The following is a 13168-nucleotide window of genomic DNA, read 5'->3' on the forward strand; positions in this document are numbered from 1 at the left end:
ACTGCTCCCACTCGCCGGTTGTTCATTCCCCGGGGTTTACAAAATCGACATCCAGCAGGGCAATGTCGTCACGCAGGATATGATAGACCAGTTACGCCCGGGAATGACCCGGCCGCAAGTACGGTTTATTATGGGTAACCCCCTGCTGACCGACACGTTCCATGCCGATCGCTGGGATTACCTGTATAGCCTGCAACCGGGTGGCGGTGAACGCCAACAGGAACGCGTCAGCGTTATCTTCAATTCTAACGACCAGCTAGTCAGCTTGTCCGGTGACTTTATGCCGGGCGTCAGCCGTGACGAAGCCATTCTCGGTAAGGACAGTGGCACTAACGTGACCGCTCCTGCTGAAAACACCGAGAAGCCAGCACCGGAAAAACCGGTCAAGCCAGGTTCCTTGCTGGATCAGATCCAGAAGGACGTCGATGGTGTGGAAACCGTTCCGGTTCCGACACCAGAGCCGCTGGACACCACGCCGCAATAATTTGCGACGCAATAAAAAACCCGGAAATTCCGGGTTTTTTATTGTCTGGCGTTTGGCATCTTAAAGATTTCGGGCTTTTGCCTCAGCCGCTTTGGCTGCACGCAAGCGTCGAACTTCCTTCGGATCAGCGAGCAGAGGGCGGTAAATCTCAATGCGCTCGCCTGCCTGAATCACCCGCGAATCGGGATTCGGCACTACCTTGCCGAAAATCCCCAACGGACATTCCGCCAGATTCAACTCAGGAAACTCTTCAGCAATCCCCGAAGCGAGCACTGCAGCACGTACTGTCGTGCCCTCTGCCACGCTGACCGTGCCCAGAACCTGGCGATCAACCGCGGCATACACCACTTCTATTTCGATCACCGGCTTAACCCTGCATCTGCTTGGCGCGCTGGCAGAACGCATCCACCAACGTGTTGGCAGCCTGATTGAACAGCGGCCCCAACGTCGCACGCACCAGCGGCCCGGCGTAATCGAACGATAAATCCAGGCTGATCTTGCAGGCCTTTTCGTTCAACGCCTTGAATACCCAGACGCCGTGCAACTGGTTGAACGGGCCTTCCTCAAGATTCATCTCGATCGACTGCCCCGGCACCAGCGTATTGCGCGTGACGAAATGCTGACTCAGCCCGCCCTTCGCCACGCCAACACTGGCACGCATGTGCTCAGGCGAGCTTTCCAGCACCTCGGCCGCCGAGCACCACGGCAGAAATTCCGGGTAACGCGCCACGTCGTTGACCAGGTCGTAAAGGAATTGCGCCGGGTATGGCAACAGGGCTGAGCGTTGAATATGAGTCGTCATGTAAGCGTTACTTCCAGAGCTGAGCGGCAAACACTACAACAATGCCGATTGGCGCCACGTAGCGCATCAAGAACAGAGACAGGGCAAACAGTTTCGGGTTGCGGATCGACAACTCGTCACGCACCGCTTCACGCCCCATCACCCATCCGGCGAACAATACAAAACACAGGCCACCGAGCGGCAACATGATCCGCGAGGTGAAGAAATCGATCACACCGAAGAAGTCCAGACCGCTCTTCGCACCCCATTGGTAGAGGTGGAACAGACCGTCTTCGTTCACGAAAAATTTGGCTTCCTTCCAGATATTGAAGGAAAACACCGTGCCCAAACCGACGAACCAGCAGGTGAACGCCAACCAGAACGTCACCCAGGCGCGGCTGACTTTGGTGCGTTCAACCAGATACGCCACCATCGGTTCGAGCAGGGAAATCGCCGAGCTCCAGGCCGCGACGGCGACCAGCACGAAGAACACCACGCCCATCAATTGGCCGAAGGCTACGTTACCAAAGGCAAATGGCAGGCTGACGAACATCAGGCCCGGGCCTTCGCTCGGGTTCAGGCCGGCGGCGAAGACGATCGGGAACAACGCCAGACCGGCGACCAGCGAGACAAAGGTATCAAGCAGCGCCACGCCGACCACCGTGCCGGACAGCGACGCGTTCTTCGGCATGTACGCGCCGTAGATCATGATCGAGCCGACGCCAACGCTCAGCGAGAAGAACGCGTGGCCCATCGCAGGCAACAGACCGTCGAGGACTTTTTCCGGGTGGAAGTCGAACATGAAATGCACGCCTTCCATGAAATGCCCGGTGGTCATGCTGTAACCGAGCAACACCAGCACCATCACAAACAGCAACGGCATCATGATGCGCAGGCTGCGTTCCAGCCCGGCGACCACGCCTTTGGCGATGACGAAGGCGGACAGCAGCATAAAAATCGTGTGCCAAAGTGTCAGGCGCCATGGATCGGCGATGACATTGCCGAAATACGCACCGACTTGATCGGCCGTCGCGCCCTGGAAGTCACCACGGCCCATGTCGACGATGTAATCCAGCGACCAGCCGCCGACCACACTATAGAAAGACAGGATCAGCAATGCCGTGATCATCCCGGCAAACGCGCCCCACGACCATTTGGCCGAGTGCCCGGCTTCCAGCGCCAATACCTTCAAGGCATTCGCCGGACTCTGCCGTGCGCGGCGGCCAATCAGGGTTTCAGCGAGCATGACCGGGATGCCGATCAGGGCGATACACGCCAGAAACATCAGTACAAACGCACCGCCGCCGTAGACCCCGACCATGTAGGGGAATTTCCAGATACTACCCAGTCCCACGGCCGAACCGGTCGCGGCGAGTATGAATACCCAGCGGCTAGCCCAACTGCCGTGGACAGAAACCTTGTCTGTCGACATCGTTTATCACGCCCAAGCGTTAGAAAAAGAGGCCGCATTGTCCGGGATTCACTCAACCTGCTCAAGCACGCAGCATCACCGTAGCCGACGGCCGTTTATCTCCATATAATGCCGCCCCTATGGCTAAACAGAAGAAACACCCAACAGGGACCATCGCGCAGAACAAAAAAGCGCGACACGATTACTTCATCGAGCATAAGTTCGAGGCTGGTCTGGTCCTGGCCGGCTGGGAAGTAAAAAGTCTGCGGGCAAGCAAGCTACAGCTGGTTGACAGCTATGTCCTGCTCAAGGATGGCGAAGCGTGGCTGCTCGGTAGCCACATCACGCCTCTGATGACCGCAAGTACCCACGTCATCGCTGACCCGGTGCGCACACGCAAATTGCTGCTCAACCGCCGCGAGCTGGAAAAGCTTGCCGCGATGGTGCAGCAAAAGGGTTACGCCTGCGTCTGCCTGTCCTGGTACTGGAGCAAGCACATGGTCAAGTGCGAGATTGCTCTGGGCAAGGGCAAGAAGGAATACGACAAGCGTGACACCGAACGCGAGCGCGACGCCGGTCGTGAGCTGCAGCGTGCTGTGCGCAACAAGGGCAAGGAAGATTAATTTCTTCTGCCTTTAAAGCGTATTCGCGAGCAAGCCCGCTCCCACATTTGGAATGCATTTCAAATGTGGGAGCGGGCTTGCTCGCGAAAGCTATGGCAGCATCAACACACAAACAACTGATCACATGCCCTTGCGCCGCTCCGCCCGAGCCATGCGCTGAACCTCCTGCCGCACCTCTTCCAGCACTTCCTGCACATACAGAATGTGTCGGCTGGAGACTTCCCGCGCTTGCTCCGCGCGACCTTCAATAATCGCCAGATACAATTCCCGATGCTGGGTGATCAGCATGTCGCGGGTTTCCGTGCGCTGCTTGTACATGCCGCCAATGTTGGTCACCACGTTGCGCTTGAGCAGATCGAACAAACCACGAATGGTGTGCAGCAACACCGCGTTATGACTGGCTTCAGCAATCGCCAGATGGAATTTCGCATCCGCCGCGCCTTCTTCCACCCGACTGACTTCGTCGTGGCGCGAGTAGCAATCCTGCAACTCATCGAACGCCGCCGTCAGCCGTTCACGATCGACGTCCGTCGCGCGCAATGCTGCGTAATAGGCACACGATGCCTCCAAGGTGTGGCGAAACTCGAGCAAGTCGCGCTGCGCTTCAGGATTGTTTTCGAGCAGATGCAGCAGCGGATCGCTGAACGTCGAGCCCAGGCTTTCCACCACATAATTGCCGCCGCCCTGACGGCTGACCAGCAAGCCTTTGGCCGCGAGCTTCTGAATCGCCTCACGCAATGACGGACGCGATACGCCGAATTGCTCGGCCAGCGTGCGCTCCGCCGGAAGCCGTTCACCGGACTTCAGCGTGCCCTCAAGGATCATCCCCTCGAGTCGCTCGACAATATCGTCAGACAAACGGCGCTGACGTATCTGATCAAACCCCATAACTCACTTCTCCACGATCCCGACCGCTCGCCGGGCTCTCTATTCTGGCCTATCGGCGCCTTGCCGACACCTACCAGACGCCACTTCGTCGAAGCGGATCAGACGCGATCTGCGCTGCACGTTCGACAAAAGTTTTAGGGCGACAAATTGACACACCGATACCAAGGCTTTTACCCTAGCCAACAGCGATTGTAAATTGGTCTTACCAATTAACCAAGAACGCTGACAGTGCCTGACCAACAACAATTAGGGGCCACCCCATATGCAAACCTGGCAACAGCTCTACAGCCCGCTCGGCAGTCTCGGCGTGTCCGCACTCGCGGCCGTCATCCCCATCGTGTTCTTTTTCCTCGCGCTGGCGGTGTTCCGTCTCAAGGGCCACGTGGCCGGGAGCATCACCCTCGCCCTGTCGATTGCCGTGGCGATCTTCGCGTTTCAGATGCCGGTCGACATGGCTTTCGCGGCCGCCGGTTATGGTTTCGCCTACGGTTTGTGGCCGATTGCCTGGATCATTGTCGCGGCGGTGTTCCTCTACAAACTGACGGTGAAAAGTGGTCAGTTCGAGGTCATTCGCAGCTCGGTGTTATCGATTACTGACGACCAGCGCCTGCAAGTGCTGCTGATCGGTTTCTGCTTCGGTGCATTCCTGGAAGGTGCTGCCGGTTTCGGCGCGCCCGTGGCGATTACTGCGGCACTGCTTGTCGGACTGGGCTTCAACCCGCTGTACGCCGCCGGCCTGTGCCTGATCGCCAACACCGCACCGGTTGCGTTCGGCGCCTTGGGGATCCCGATCATCGTTGCCGGTCAAGTGACCGGAATTGACGCGTTCAAGATCGGCGCCATGACCGGTCGCCAACTGCCGCTGCTGTCGCTGTTCGTGCCGTTCTGGTTGGTATTCATGATGGATGGCCTGCGCGGGGTGCGCGAAACATGGCCGGCTGCATTGGTCGCGGGCCTGAGCTTCGCCATCACCCAATACTTCACCTCCAACTTCATTGGCCCGGAACTGCCAGACATCACTTCGGCGCTGGCCAGCCTGATTTCTCTGACTCTGTTCCTCAAAGTCTGGCAGCCGAAACGCACCGCCGGCGCACAAATCGCAGGCGCCACTTCCAGCGCTGCGATTACCGCCAGCGTCGGCGGTTTCGGCCAGAAGCGCACCACCGTGGCTTCGCCTTACAGTCTCGGGGAAATTTTCAAAGCGTGGTCACCGTTCCTGATCCTCACCGTGCTGGTAACGATCTGGACGCTGAAGCCTTTCAAAGCGATGTTCGCCGCTGGCGGCTCGATGTACAGCTGGGTGTTCAACTTTGCGATTCCGCACCTTGATCAACTGGTGATCAAGACCGCACCGATCGTTGCTGCGCCAACCGCGATTCCAGCGGTATTCAAACTCGACCCAATTTCCGCGACCGGCACGGCGATTTTCTTCTCGGCGCTGATCTCGATGCTGGTGCTGAAGATCAATTTCAAAACTGGTCTGACCACTTTGAAAGAGACTTTCTACGAACTGCGCTGGCCCATCCTCTCGATCGGCATGGTGTTGGCGTTCGCCTTTGTCACTAACTATTCCGGCATGTCCTCGACCATGGCCCTCGTGCTGGCCGGCACTGGCGCGGCGTTCCCGTTCTTCTCGCCGTTCCTCGGCTGGCTCGGCGTGTTCCTCACCGGTTCCGATACATCGTCCAACGCGCTATTCAGTTCGCTGCAAGCGACCACCGCGCACCAGATCGGCGTCAACGACGTCCTGCTGGTAGCGGCCAATACCAGCGGCGGCGTGACCGGCAAAATGATCTCGCCCCAATCTATCGCCGTGGCCTGCGCCGCGACCGGTTTGGTGGGCAAGGAATCGGATCTGTTCCGCTTCACCCTCAAGCACAGCCTATTCTTTGCAACGATTGTCGGTCTGATCACCCTGGCTCAGGCCTACTGGTTCACCGGCATGCTGGTGCACTAAACCTACAAGAACCATGGAAAAAACCGACGCCGGATCGTGATGCCGGCGTCAGCAATTCACCACCCGGTCTGTAAGGCTGCTGAAAGCAACACTCTCTATATTCAGCAGCCTCAGCGGACGGATAACCGGGCCCACCCGGAGACACGCCTGATGAGCGAGCTTTTTTACAACGCTGTGCCGAACGCGACCCGCGTGGCACCGCCACTGCCCGAACCTCGGCAATACCCCAGCGAGAAACCGTCGCGGGTTTATCTGTTCGGGACGTGCGTGGTTGATCTGTTCTACCCCGAAGCCGGGATGGACGCGATCCACTTGCTGGAGCGCGAAGGGATTCGGGTCGAGTACCCGCAAGGGCAGAGTTGCTGCGGCCAACCGGCCTACACCTCGGGTTACACCGAGCAGGCGCGGACGGTAGCGCGCTCGCAACTGGCGCTGTTTGCCGGCGATTATCCGGTGGTGGTGCCGTCGGGTTCCTGCGCCGGCATGCTGCGCGAGCATTACGCCGACTTGTTCAAGGACGAGCCGGACACGTTGAAACAGGTTCAGGCCCTCGCGGCCCGCACCTATGAACTGGCCGAGTTTCTGCTGTTCGTCTGCAAGGTGCAGCTCAAGGACAGCGGCGACCCGGTCAAAGTCGCGCTGCACACTTCGTGTTCGGCACGCCGCGAAATGAACACCCACCTGCACGGCCGCGAGTTGTTGGCGCAGTTGAGCAACGTGGAACGGGTCAACCACGACCACGAAAGCGAATGCTGTGGCTTCGGCGGAACATTCAGCGTCCGTATGCCAGACATTTCCGGCGCGATGGTGGCTGACAAGACCCGTTCGCTGAAGGAATCCGGCGCGCATCAGGTGTTGAGCGCCGACTGTGGCTGTTTGATGAACATCAACGGCGCATTGGAGAAACAAAAAGAAACGCTACGCGGGCAACATCTCGCCAGCTTTCTGTGGCAACGAACCGGAGGTGCGCAATGAGCACTTCCGCGATTATTCCTACGGTCGCCGTAGAAGAAGATTTCCGCACCCGGGCCCACAACGCCTTGGGCGATCAGCAGCTGCGGAACAATTTCCGCACTGCGATGGATTCATTGATGACCAAACGGGCAGCCGCTTTCAGCGATGCCCACGAAAGAGAACACTTGCGTGCTCTGGGCAACTCGATCAGAGCCCGCGCGCTCTCCAAGTTGCCCGACCTGCTCGAGCAACTGGAAACAAACCTGACCCGCAACGGTGTGACAGTGCACTGGGCGGAAACGGTGGACGAGGCCAATGGCATCGTCTTATCGATCATCCGTGCTCACGAGGCGCGGCAAGTGATCAAGGGCAAATCGATGGTCAGCGAAGAGATGGAGATGAACCATTTCCTCGAGGCTCAAGGCATTGAATGCCTGGAGTCCGATATGGGGGAATACATCGTCCAGCTCGACCACGAGAAGCCTTCACACATCATTATGCCGGCGATCCACAAGAATGCCGGTCAGGTCGCGTCCTTGTTCCACGACAAACTTGGCGTGGAATACACCAAGGACGTTGACCAACTCATTCAGATCGGTCGCAGAGTCCTGCGGCAGAAATTATTCGAAGCGGACATCGGCTTCTCCGGTGTCAACTTCGCCGTGGCCGAAACCGGCACCCTGCTGCTGGTGGAAAACGAAGGCAACGGCCGCATGACCACCACCGTGCCGCCAGTGCACATCGCCGTCACCGGCATCGAAAAAGTTGTGGAAAACTTGCGCGACGTGGTGCCGTTATTGTCGCTGCTGACCCGCTCAGCGCTGGGCATTCCCATCACCACTTACGTCAACATGATCTCCGGCCCGCGCAAAGAACACGAACTCGACGGCCCGCAGGAAGTGCATCTTGTGCTGCTTGACAACGGTCGCAGCCAGGCTTTCGCCGACAGTGAATTGCGTCAGACCCTGAACTGCATCCGCTGTGGCGCCTGCATGAACCATTGCCCGGTATACACCCGCGTCGGTGGTCACACTTATGGCGAGGTGTATCCGGGGCCAATTGGCAAAATCATCACGCCGCACATGGTTGGCCTGGCCAAGGTTCCGGATCACCCGAGCGCGTCATCGCTGTGCGGTGCCTGCGGTGAAGTGTGTCCGGTAAAAATTCCTATCCCGGCGATCCTGCGGCGCTTACGCGAAGAAAACGTCAAAGCCCCGGACAGTCCCCATCAAGTGATGCGCGGTCAGGGCAGCAAGTATTCGCGCAAGGAACGTTTTATCTGGAACGCCTGGGCCAGGCTCAATAGCTCGCCAATTTTGTATCGATTATTCGGTTTCTTCGCCACACGCTTGCGAGCATTGACGCCAAGCAACGTCGGCCCGTGGACACAAAACCACAGCGCACCAAAACCCGCCGCCCGCTCACTGCACGACATGGCCCGCGAGCATCTGGCCAAACAGGGAGATCGCTGATGAGCGCCAAGCAAAATATCCTCGGCAAACTGCGGAAAAGTCTGACCGGCGCCACGCCGATTGCCGACGACTTCGACGTCGATTTGGTGACGCAGCCCTACACCTACAGCGCCGAACAACGCATCCCGCAACTGCGCAAACTGATGGAAGCGGTACACACCGAAATCCACATGACCTCCGGCGAAGAGTGGCCAGCACTGCTTGCGCAATTGCTGCGCGATCGTCAGTTACCGAGCCTGTTGATTGCACCGACTACCGCCCACGGGCAGAAAATCACACAACACTGGGCGAACAATCCTGACCTGCCGACGCTGAAATCCTACGACCGGCCCATGGAAGAATGGAAAGCCGAGCTGTTCAACGACACTCCGGCCAGCCTCACCAGCACCCTCGGCGCCATCGCCGCCACCGGCAGCCTGATCATGTGGCCAACCCGCGAAGAACCACGGTTGATGAGCCTGGTGCCGCCAGTACATTTCGCCCTGCTGAAAGCCAGCGAAATCCGCGACAACTTCTATCAGGTGCAACAGGAATTCGAGTGGGCGCAAGGCATGCCGACTAACGCATTACTCGTGTCCGGCCCGTCGAAAACCGCCGACATTGAACAAGTGCTGGCCTACGGCGCCCACGGCCCGAAAGACCTCGTGGTGCTGATCCTGGAGGACCAATGACGCTTCCAGTGAATTTCCTGCGTGATGCGCAGCAACTGATTCCGGCCGAGCGCCGTTTTGATGATCCGTTATCGACGCTGGCCTTCGGCACCGATGCGAGTTTTTATCGGCTGATTCCGCAGTTGGTGATCCGCGTTGAATCCGAAGATGAAGTGGTCGCACTGCTGAAACTGGCTCAGCGTGATCATGTCCCGGTGACGTTCCGCGCGGCGGGTACCAGTCTGTCCGGGCAAGCAATCAGCGATTCCGTGTTGATTGTGCTTGGGGATAACTGGAACGCTCGCGAGATCCGTGGCCAGGGCACGCAGATCCGTCTGCAACCGGGGGTGATCGGTGCGCAAGCCAATGCGTGGCTGGCGCCGTTCGGACGCAAGATCGGCCCGGATCCGGCGTCGATCAACGCCTGCAAAATCGGCGGCATCGTCGCCAACAACGCCAGCGGCATGTGCTGCGGCACCGCGCAAAATACCTATCACACGCTGGCCGGGATTCGTCTGGTGCTAGCCGATGGCACACGGCTCGATACCGAAGACGCGGCGAGTGTCGCGGCATTCCACGCCAGCCACGGCGATCTGCTTGAACGCTTGGCGACTTTAGGCCGCGAGACCCGCGCCAACGCCGAACTCGCTGCACGAATTCGCCACAAATACCGTCTGAAAAATACCACCGGCCTGTCACTCAACGCCCTGGTGGATTTCGATGACCCTGTGGATATCTTGAGCCACTTGCTGGTCGGCTCCGAAGGCACGCTCGGCTTCATCAGCGCGGTGACGTACGACACGGTAATCGATCACCCGAACAAGGCTTCGGCGCTGATCGTCTTCCCCGATGTGGAAACCTGCTGCAACGCGGTTACCGTGCTGAAAAGCCAACCGGTGTCCGCCGTAGAACTGCTGGATCGCCGCAGTCTGCGCTCGGTGCAAGACAAACCGGGTATGCCCGCTTTCGTACAACAACTGTCGAACAATGCCTGCGCGCTACTGATCGAATCCCGCGCGGCGACCTCTGCACTCCTACAGGAACAACTGGCGCAAATCATGGCGTCGCTCGGTGGTTTCCCGGTGGAGAAGCAGGTCGACTTCACCGGAGACCCTGCCGAAAACGCCAAACTCTGGGCCATTCGCAAAGACACCTTCCCTGCCGTCGGCGCCGTACGTAAAACCGGCACCACGGTGATCATCGAAGACGTGACCTTCCCGGTCGAACAATTGGCTATCGGCGTGAATCGCTTGATCGAGTTGTTCGACAAACATTCCTACGACGAGGCGATCCTTTTCGGACACGCGCTGGAAGGCAATCTGCACTTCGTCTTCACCCAAGGCTTCAACAACCCGGAAGAAGTCGCACGCTATCAAGCGTTCATGGATGACGTCGCGCAACTGGTCGCTGTGGAGTTCGGCGGCTCGCTGAAAGCCGAGCACGGCACCGGGCGCAACATGGCGCCGTTCGTGGAACTGGAATGGGGCAGCGACGCCTATCAACTGATGTGGCAACTGAAACGTCTGCTCGACCCTAACGGAATTCTCAACCCGGACGTGGTGCTCAGCGAAGATCCGCAGATCCATCTCAAGCACCTGAAGCCGCTGCCGGCGGCCGACGAGATTGTGGATAAGTGCATCGAGTGCGGCTTCTGCGAACCGGTCTGCCCGTCGAAAGGACTGACCTTGAGCCCGCGCCAGCGCATCGTGATCTGGCGCGATATTCAGGCGAAAAAACGTGCCGGCGTCGACACCACCGAACTGGAACAAGCCTACGAATACCAAGGCATCGAAACCTGCGCCGCCACCGGTCTGTGCGCACAACGTTGTCCTGTAGGCATCAATACCGGCGAGTTGGTGAAAAAGCTCCGTGGCCGACACGCAACGCATCAGAAAACGGCTGACTGGATTGAAGGAAATTTCGCCAAGACTCTGCAGGGGGCACGCTTCACTCTGCATGTCGCTAATGGTGCGCGGATGATGCTCGGCGCGCCGCGTCTGGCGAAACTTTCGGCAACGATTACGCGCCTGTCCAAAGGCCAGGTGCCGTTGTGGACAAATGCGATGCCGCAACCGGAGAAAGCCATTCGCTTCAGCCCGAGCGTGTCGGACGAACGCCCGCGTGTGGTGTATCTGGCCGCGTGTGTCTCGCGGGTCATGGGGCCGGCGGCGGGGGATAAAGAGCAGATGTCGCTCTACGACAAAACCCGTGGTCTGCTGGAAAAGGCCGGTTACCAAGTGGTCTTCCCGGACAATCAGGACAACCTCTGCTGCGGTCAGCCCTTCGCCTCAAAAGGCTACGCCGAGCAAGCCGAACACAAGCGTCAGGAGTTGATCAGCGCCCTGCTCCACGCCAGTCGCGGCGGTCTCGATCCGATTTATTGCGACACCAGCCCATGCACGTTGCGCCTGGTTCAAGACGTAGGAGAAACCCGTCTGGATCTGTACGACCCGGTGCGCTTCATCCGTACGCATCTTCTCGATCGACTGGATTTCACCCCACAAGACGCACCGATTGCCGTGCATGTGACCTGCAGCACTCAGCACCTGGGCGAAAGCCAAGCGTTGATCGATCTGGCGCGCAAATGCAGCAAAACCGTGGTGATTCCGGAAGGCATTCATTGCTGCGGATTTGCTGGCGACAAGGGCTTCACCACGCCGGAGCTGAACAGCCATTCGCTGCGCACCTTGAAGGACGCGGTGCAGCATTGCAGTGAAGGAATTTCCACCAGCCGCACGTGCGAAATCGGCCTGACGCAACACGGCGGCATCGACTATCACGGCCTGGTTTATCTGGTCGATCGGGTCACTCAGGCGAAGGCCTGCTGAAGAAAATCAGAACCCTTGCGCAAGACCGCAGTCCACAGAACAGGCCCCGAACACTCGGGGCCGTTCCTTCTTTCGGTGACCGGCACTCAGGGTCAGCGAAGTCTGGATCCCTCAGCGCAAGGAGATACACATGAAACGTTCTGTACTGCTCGGTCTGTTCGTTACTGCCTCGGTGATGGCGTCGACTTCGTTTGCCGCCGGACCAGACAGCCTGTGCGAAGCCAATCTGCAAACCATCAATAACGCGAAATCGGAATATCAGACTTCATCGGAGCTGAACGCGCGCGTCTCCGCCAGTGTGGCAAAAGCCCAGGCCCTCAAGGCCCAAGGCAAGATTGACGACTGCGTCGCGGAAACCCAGCAAACGATTCTGGAGATCCAGAAAACCTCGGGTGACACCAAGAAGTGATCGTGAGCAGGCGTTTTGATACCAGATGTAAAAAAAACCGAATTCCTGCGTAGCGCGGCGGTCGATTGAACAGGCCCTACGCTAACGTAGCCTGTTATGACCTCGGCATCGCCGCCAGACCGTCCGGCAGCACCGAGACCTACCGTTCAAGGAGATACCCATGAAGCATTCTGCAATTGCTGGATTGTTCATCGCTGGTGCACTTCTGGCGTCGCCGGTGTTTGCGGCGGATAAAGACCTGTGTGCCGGGAATCTTCAAGTTATCAAAGACTTTGTCACCAGCCAGCCCTCCATTCCGGAAACCTCGCTGAACAACGTCAAGACCGCCCAGGAAGACGCCATGAAGGCGCAGGCTGCCGGGGACGATGGCAAATGCGTTGAAATCACCAACGGCATGATCACGAAAATGCAGATCCGCAATCCAACTCGTAACTGACACACCCGGAAGCCAACCTTCGGGTTGGCCTTCCCGGCCGATTGACGTACACTGCACAGGCTTGTTGCTCAAATAGATGTACTGAGCAATGAGTTCGGGGCCGTTTAGGATTCGACGCCGGTTGCGAAACTTTAGGTGCATGCCGACTTGGTAACAGAAGTCGTAAATCCACTGTTGCAACTACTTATAGTTGCCAATGACGAAAACTACGGCCAGGAATTCGCTCTCGCTGCGTAAGCAGCCTTAGCCCTGAGCTTCTGGTACCTTCGGGTCAA

General features: G+C 58.4%; 13 protein-coding genes and 1 other RNA gene (1 of these 14 running past the window's edge). 10 read left to right on the plus strand and 4 right to left on the minus strand.

Going from position 1 to position 13168, the window contains the following annotated elements; translation table 11 throughout:
* Position 1: 1 nt before the first annotated feature.
* Positions 2-484 (plus strand): outer membrane protein assembly factor BamE, encoded by a 483-nt coding sequence (locus ACIOMO_RS25530; RefSeq protein ID WP_401244242.1) that lies wholly within the window; start codon positions 2-4, stop codon positions 482-484.
* Positions 485-544: 60 nt separating this feature from the next.
* On the opposite strand, the gene ACIOMO_RS25535 is transcribed toward ACIOMO_RS25530, so the two are convergent.
* The 3 genes from ACIOMO_RS25535 to ACIOMO_RS25545 are packed head-to-tail and all read right to left on the minus strand — an operon-like array spanning position 545 to position 2697.
* A complete protein-coding gene (locus ACIOMO_RS25535; protein ID WP_401244244.1) occupies positions 545-889 on the minus strand; it encodes an RnfH family protein in 345 nt (114 codons plus the stop codon).
* The gene (locus tag ACIOMO_RS25540; protein ID WP_159812890.1) at positions 852-1286 is read right to left on the minus strand and encodes a type II toxin-antitoxin system RatA family toxin; all 435 of its coding nucleotides are present in this window, start codon (positions 1284-1286) and stop codon (positions 852-854) included. Before ACIOMO_RS25540 ends, ACIOMO_RS25535 begins: the two co-directional genes overlap by 38 nt.
* Positions 1287-1293: 7 nt before the next feature.
* A complete protein-coding gene (locus ACIOMO_RS25545; protein ID WP_053117013.1) occupies positions 1294-2697 on the minus strand; it encodes a sodium-dependent transporter in 1404 nt (467 codons plus the stop codon).
* A gap of 119 nt (positions 2698-2816) precedes the next feature.
* On the opposite strand from ACIOMO_RS25545, the gene smpB reads away from it, so the two are divergent.
* A complete protein-coding gene (gene smpB / locus ACIOMO_RS25550; RefSeq protein ID WP_008088297.1) occupies positions 2817-3299 on the plus strand; it encodes an SsrA-binding protein SmpB in 483 nt (160 codons plus the stop codon).
* 120 nt (positions 3300-3419) lie between these two features.
* On the opposite strand, the gene ACIOMO_RS25555 is transcribed toward smpB, so the two are convergent.
* Positions 3420-4187, minus strand: a complete 768-nt coding sequence (locus ACIOMO_RS25555) for an FCD domain-containing protein (protein WP_212544105.1) — start codon at positions 4185-4187, stop codon at positions 3420-3422.
* Between the two features lie 262 nt (positions 4188-4449).
* Here ACIOMO_RS25555 and ACIOMO_RS25560 point away from each other — a divergent pair, with 262 nt between their 5' ends.
* From ACIOMO_RS25560 to ssrA, 8 genes are all read left to right on the plus strand, one after another.
* On the plus strand, positions 4450-6144 hold the full coding sequence (locus ACIOMO_RS25560) for a lactate permease LctP family transporter (protein WP_159812888.1): 1695 nt from the start codon (positions 4450-4452) through the stop codon (positions 6142-6144).
* A 150-nt stretch (positions 6145-6294) separates the two neighbouring features.
* Entirely contained in the window at positions 6295-7119 is an 825-nt protein-coding gene (locus ACIOMO_RS25565; protein ID WP_401244247.1) for a (Fe-S)-binding protein, read from the plus strand.
* Positions 7116-8570 (plus strand): LutB/LldF family L-lactate oxidation iron-sulfur protein, encoded by a 1455-nt coding sequence (locus ACIOMO_RS25570; protein WP_401244249.1) that lies wholly within the window; start codon positions 7116-7118, stop codon positions 8568-8570. Before ACIOMO_RS25565 ends, ACIOMO_RS25570 begins: the two co-directional genes overlap by 4 nt.
* Positions 8570-9241 (plus strand): lactate utilization protein C, encoded by a 672-nt coding sequence (locus tag ACIOMO_RS25575; RefSeq protein ID WP_401244251.1) that lies wholly within the window; start codon positions 8570-8572, stop codon positions 9239-9241. The genes ACIOMO_RS25570 and ACIOMO_RS25575 overlap by 1 nt, the downstream gene beginning before the upstream one ends.
* Positions 9238-12048, plus strand: a complete 2811-nt coding sequence (locus ACIOMO_RS25580; RefSeq protein WP_401244253.1) for an FAD-binding and (Fe-S)-binding domain-containing protein — start codon at positions 9238-9240, stop codon at positions 12046-12048. Before ACIOMO_RS25575 ends, ACIOMO_RS25580 begins: the two co-directional genes overlap by 4 nt.
* A 130-nt stretch (positions 12049-12178) precedes the next feature.
* Positions 12179-12457 (plus strand): hypothetical protein, encoded by a 279-nt coding sequence (locus tag ACIOMO_RS25585; RefSeq protein WP_053117007.1) that lies wholly within the window; start codon positions 12179-12181, stop codon positions 12455-12457.
* 160 nt (positions 12458-12617) lie between these two features.
* Complete coding sequence (locus ACIOMO_RS25590) at positions 12618-12893, plus strand: hypothetical protein (RefSeq protein ID WP_053117006.1); 276 nt, start codon at positions 12618-12620, stop codon at positions 12891-12893.
* A 96-nt stretch (positions 12894-12989) separates the two neighbouring features.
* Positions 12990-13168: a transfer-messenger RNA gene (gene ssrA, locus ACIOMO_RS25595) on the plus strand; it runs 216 nt beyond the window's last position.

Source organism: Pseudomonas sp. NPDC087804, from assembly GCF_044742965.1.
GTDB classification, from domain to species: domain Bacteria; phylum Pseudomonadota; class Gammaproteobacteria; order Pseudomonadales; family Pseudomonadaceae; genus Aquipseudomonas; species Aquipseudomonas rustica.

Bases quoted from the DNA above. Each gene is read 5' to 3' on its own strand.
- ACIOMO_RS25535 (WP_401244244.1), bottom strand. From the start codon at position 889: ATGCGTTCTGCCAGCGCGCCAAGCAGATGCAGGGTTAAGCCGGTGATC.
- ACIOMO_RS25540 (WP_159812890.1), bottom strand. From the start codon at position 1,286: ATGACGACTCATATTCAACGCTCAGCCCTGTTGCCATACCCGGCGCAA.
- ACIOMO_RS25570 (WP_401244249.1), top strand. From the start codon at position 7,116: ATGAGCACTTCCGCGATTATTCCTACGGTCGCCGTAGAAGAAGATTTC.
- ACIOMO_RS25590 (WP_053117006.1), top strand. From the start codon at position 12,618: ATGAAGCATTCTGCAATTGCTGGATTGTTCATCGCTGGTGCACTTCTG.
- smpB (WP_008088297.1), top strand. From the start codon at position 2,817: ATGGCTAAACAGAAGAAACACCCAACAGGGACCATCGCGCAGAACAAA.
- ACIOMO_RS25585 (WP_053117007.1), top strand. From the start codon at position 12,179: ATGAAACGTTCTGTACTGCTCGGTCTGTTCGTTACTGCCTCGGTGATG.
- ACIOMO_RS25545 (WP_053117013.1), bottom strand. From the start codon at position 2,697: ATGTCGACAGACAAGGTTTCTGTCCACGGCAGTTGGGCTAGCCGCTGG.
- ACIOMO_RS25575 (WP_401244251.1), top strand. From the start codon at position 8,570: ATGAGCGCCAAGCAAAATATCCTCGGCAAACTGCGGAAAAGTCTGACC.
- ACIOMO_RS25580 (WP_401244253.1), top strand. From the start codon at position 9,238: ATGACGCTTCCAGTGAATTTCCTGCGTGATGCGCAGCAACTGATTCCG.
- ACIOMO_RS25555 (WP_212544105.1), bottom strand. From the start codon at position 4,187: ATGGGGTTTGATCAGATACGTCAGCGCCGTTTGTCTGACGATATTGTC.
- ACIOMO_RS25565 (WP_401244247.1), top strand. From the start codon at position 6,295: ATGAGCGAGCTTTTTTACAACGCTGTGCCGAACGCGACCCGCGTGGCA.
- ACIOMO_RS25560 (WP_159812888.1), top strand. From the start codon at position 4,450: ATGCAAACCTGGCAACAGCTCTACAGCCCGCTCGGCAGTCTCGGCGTG.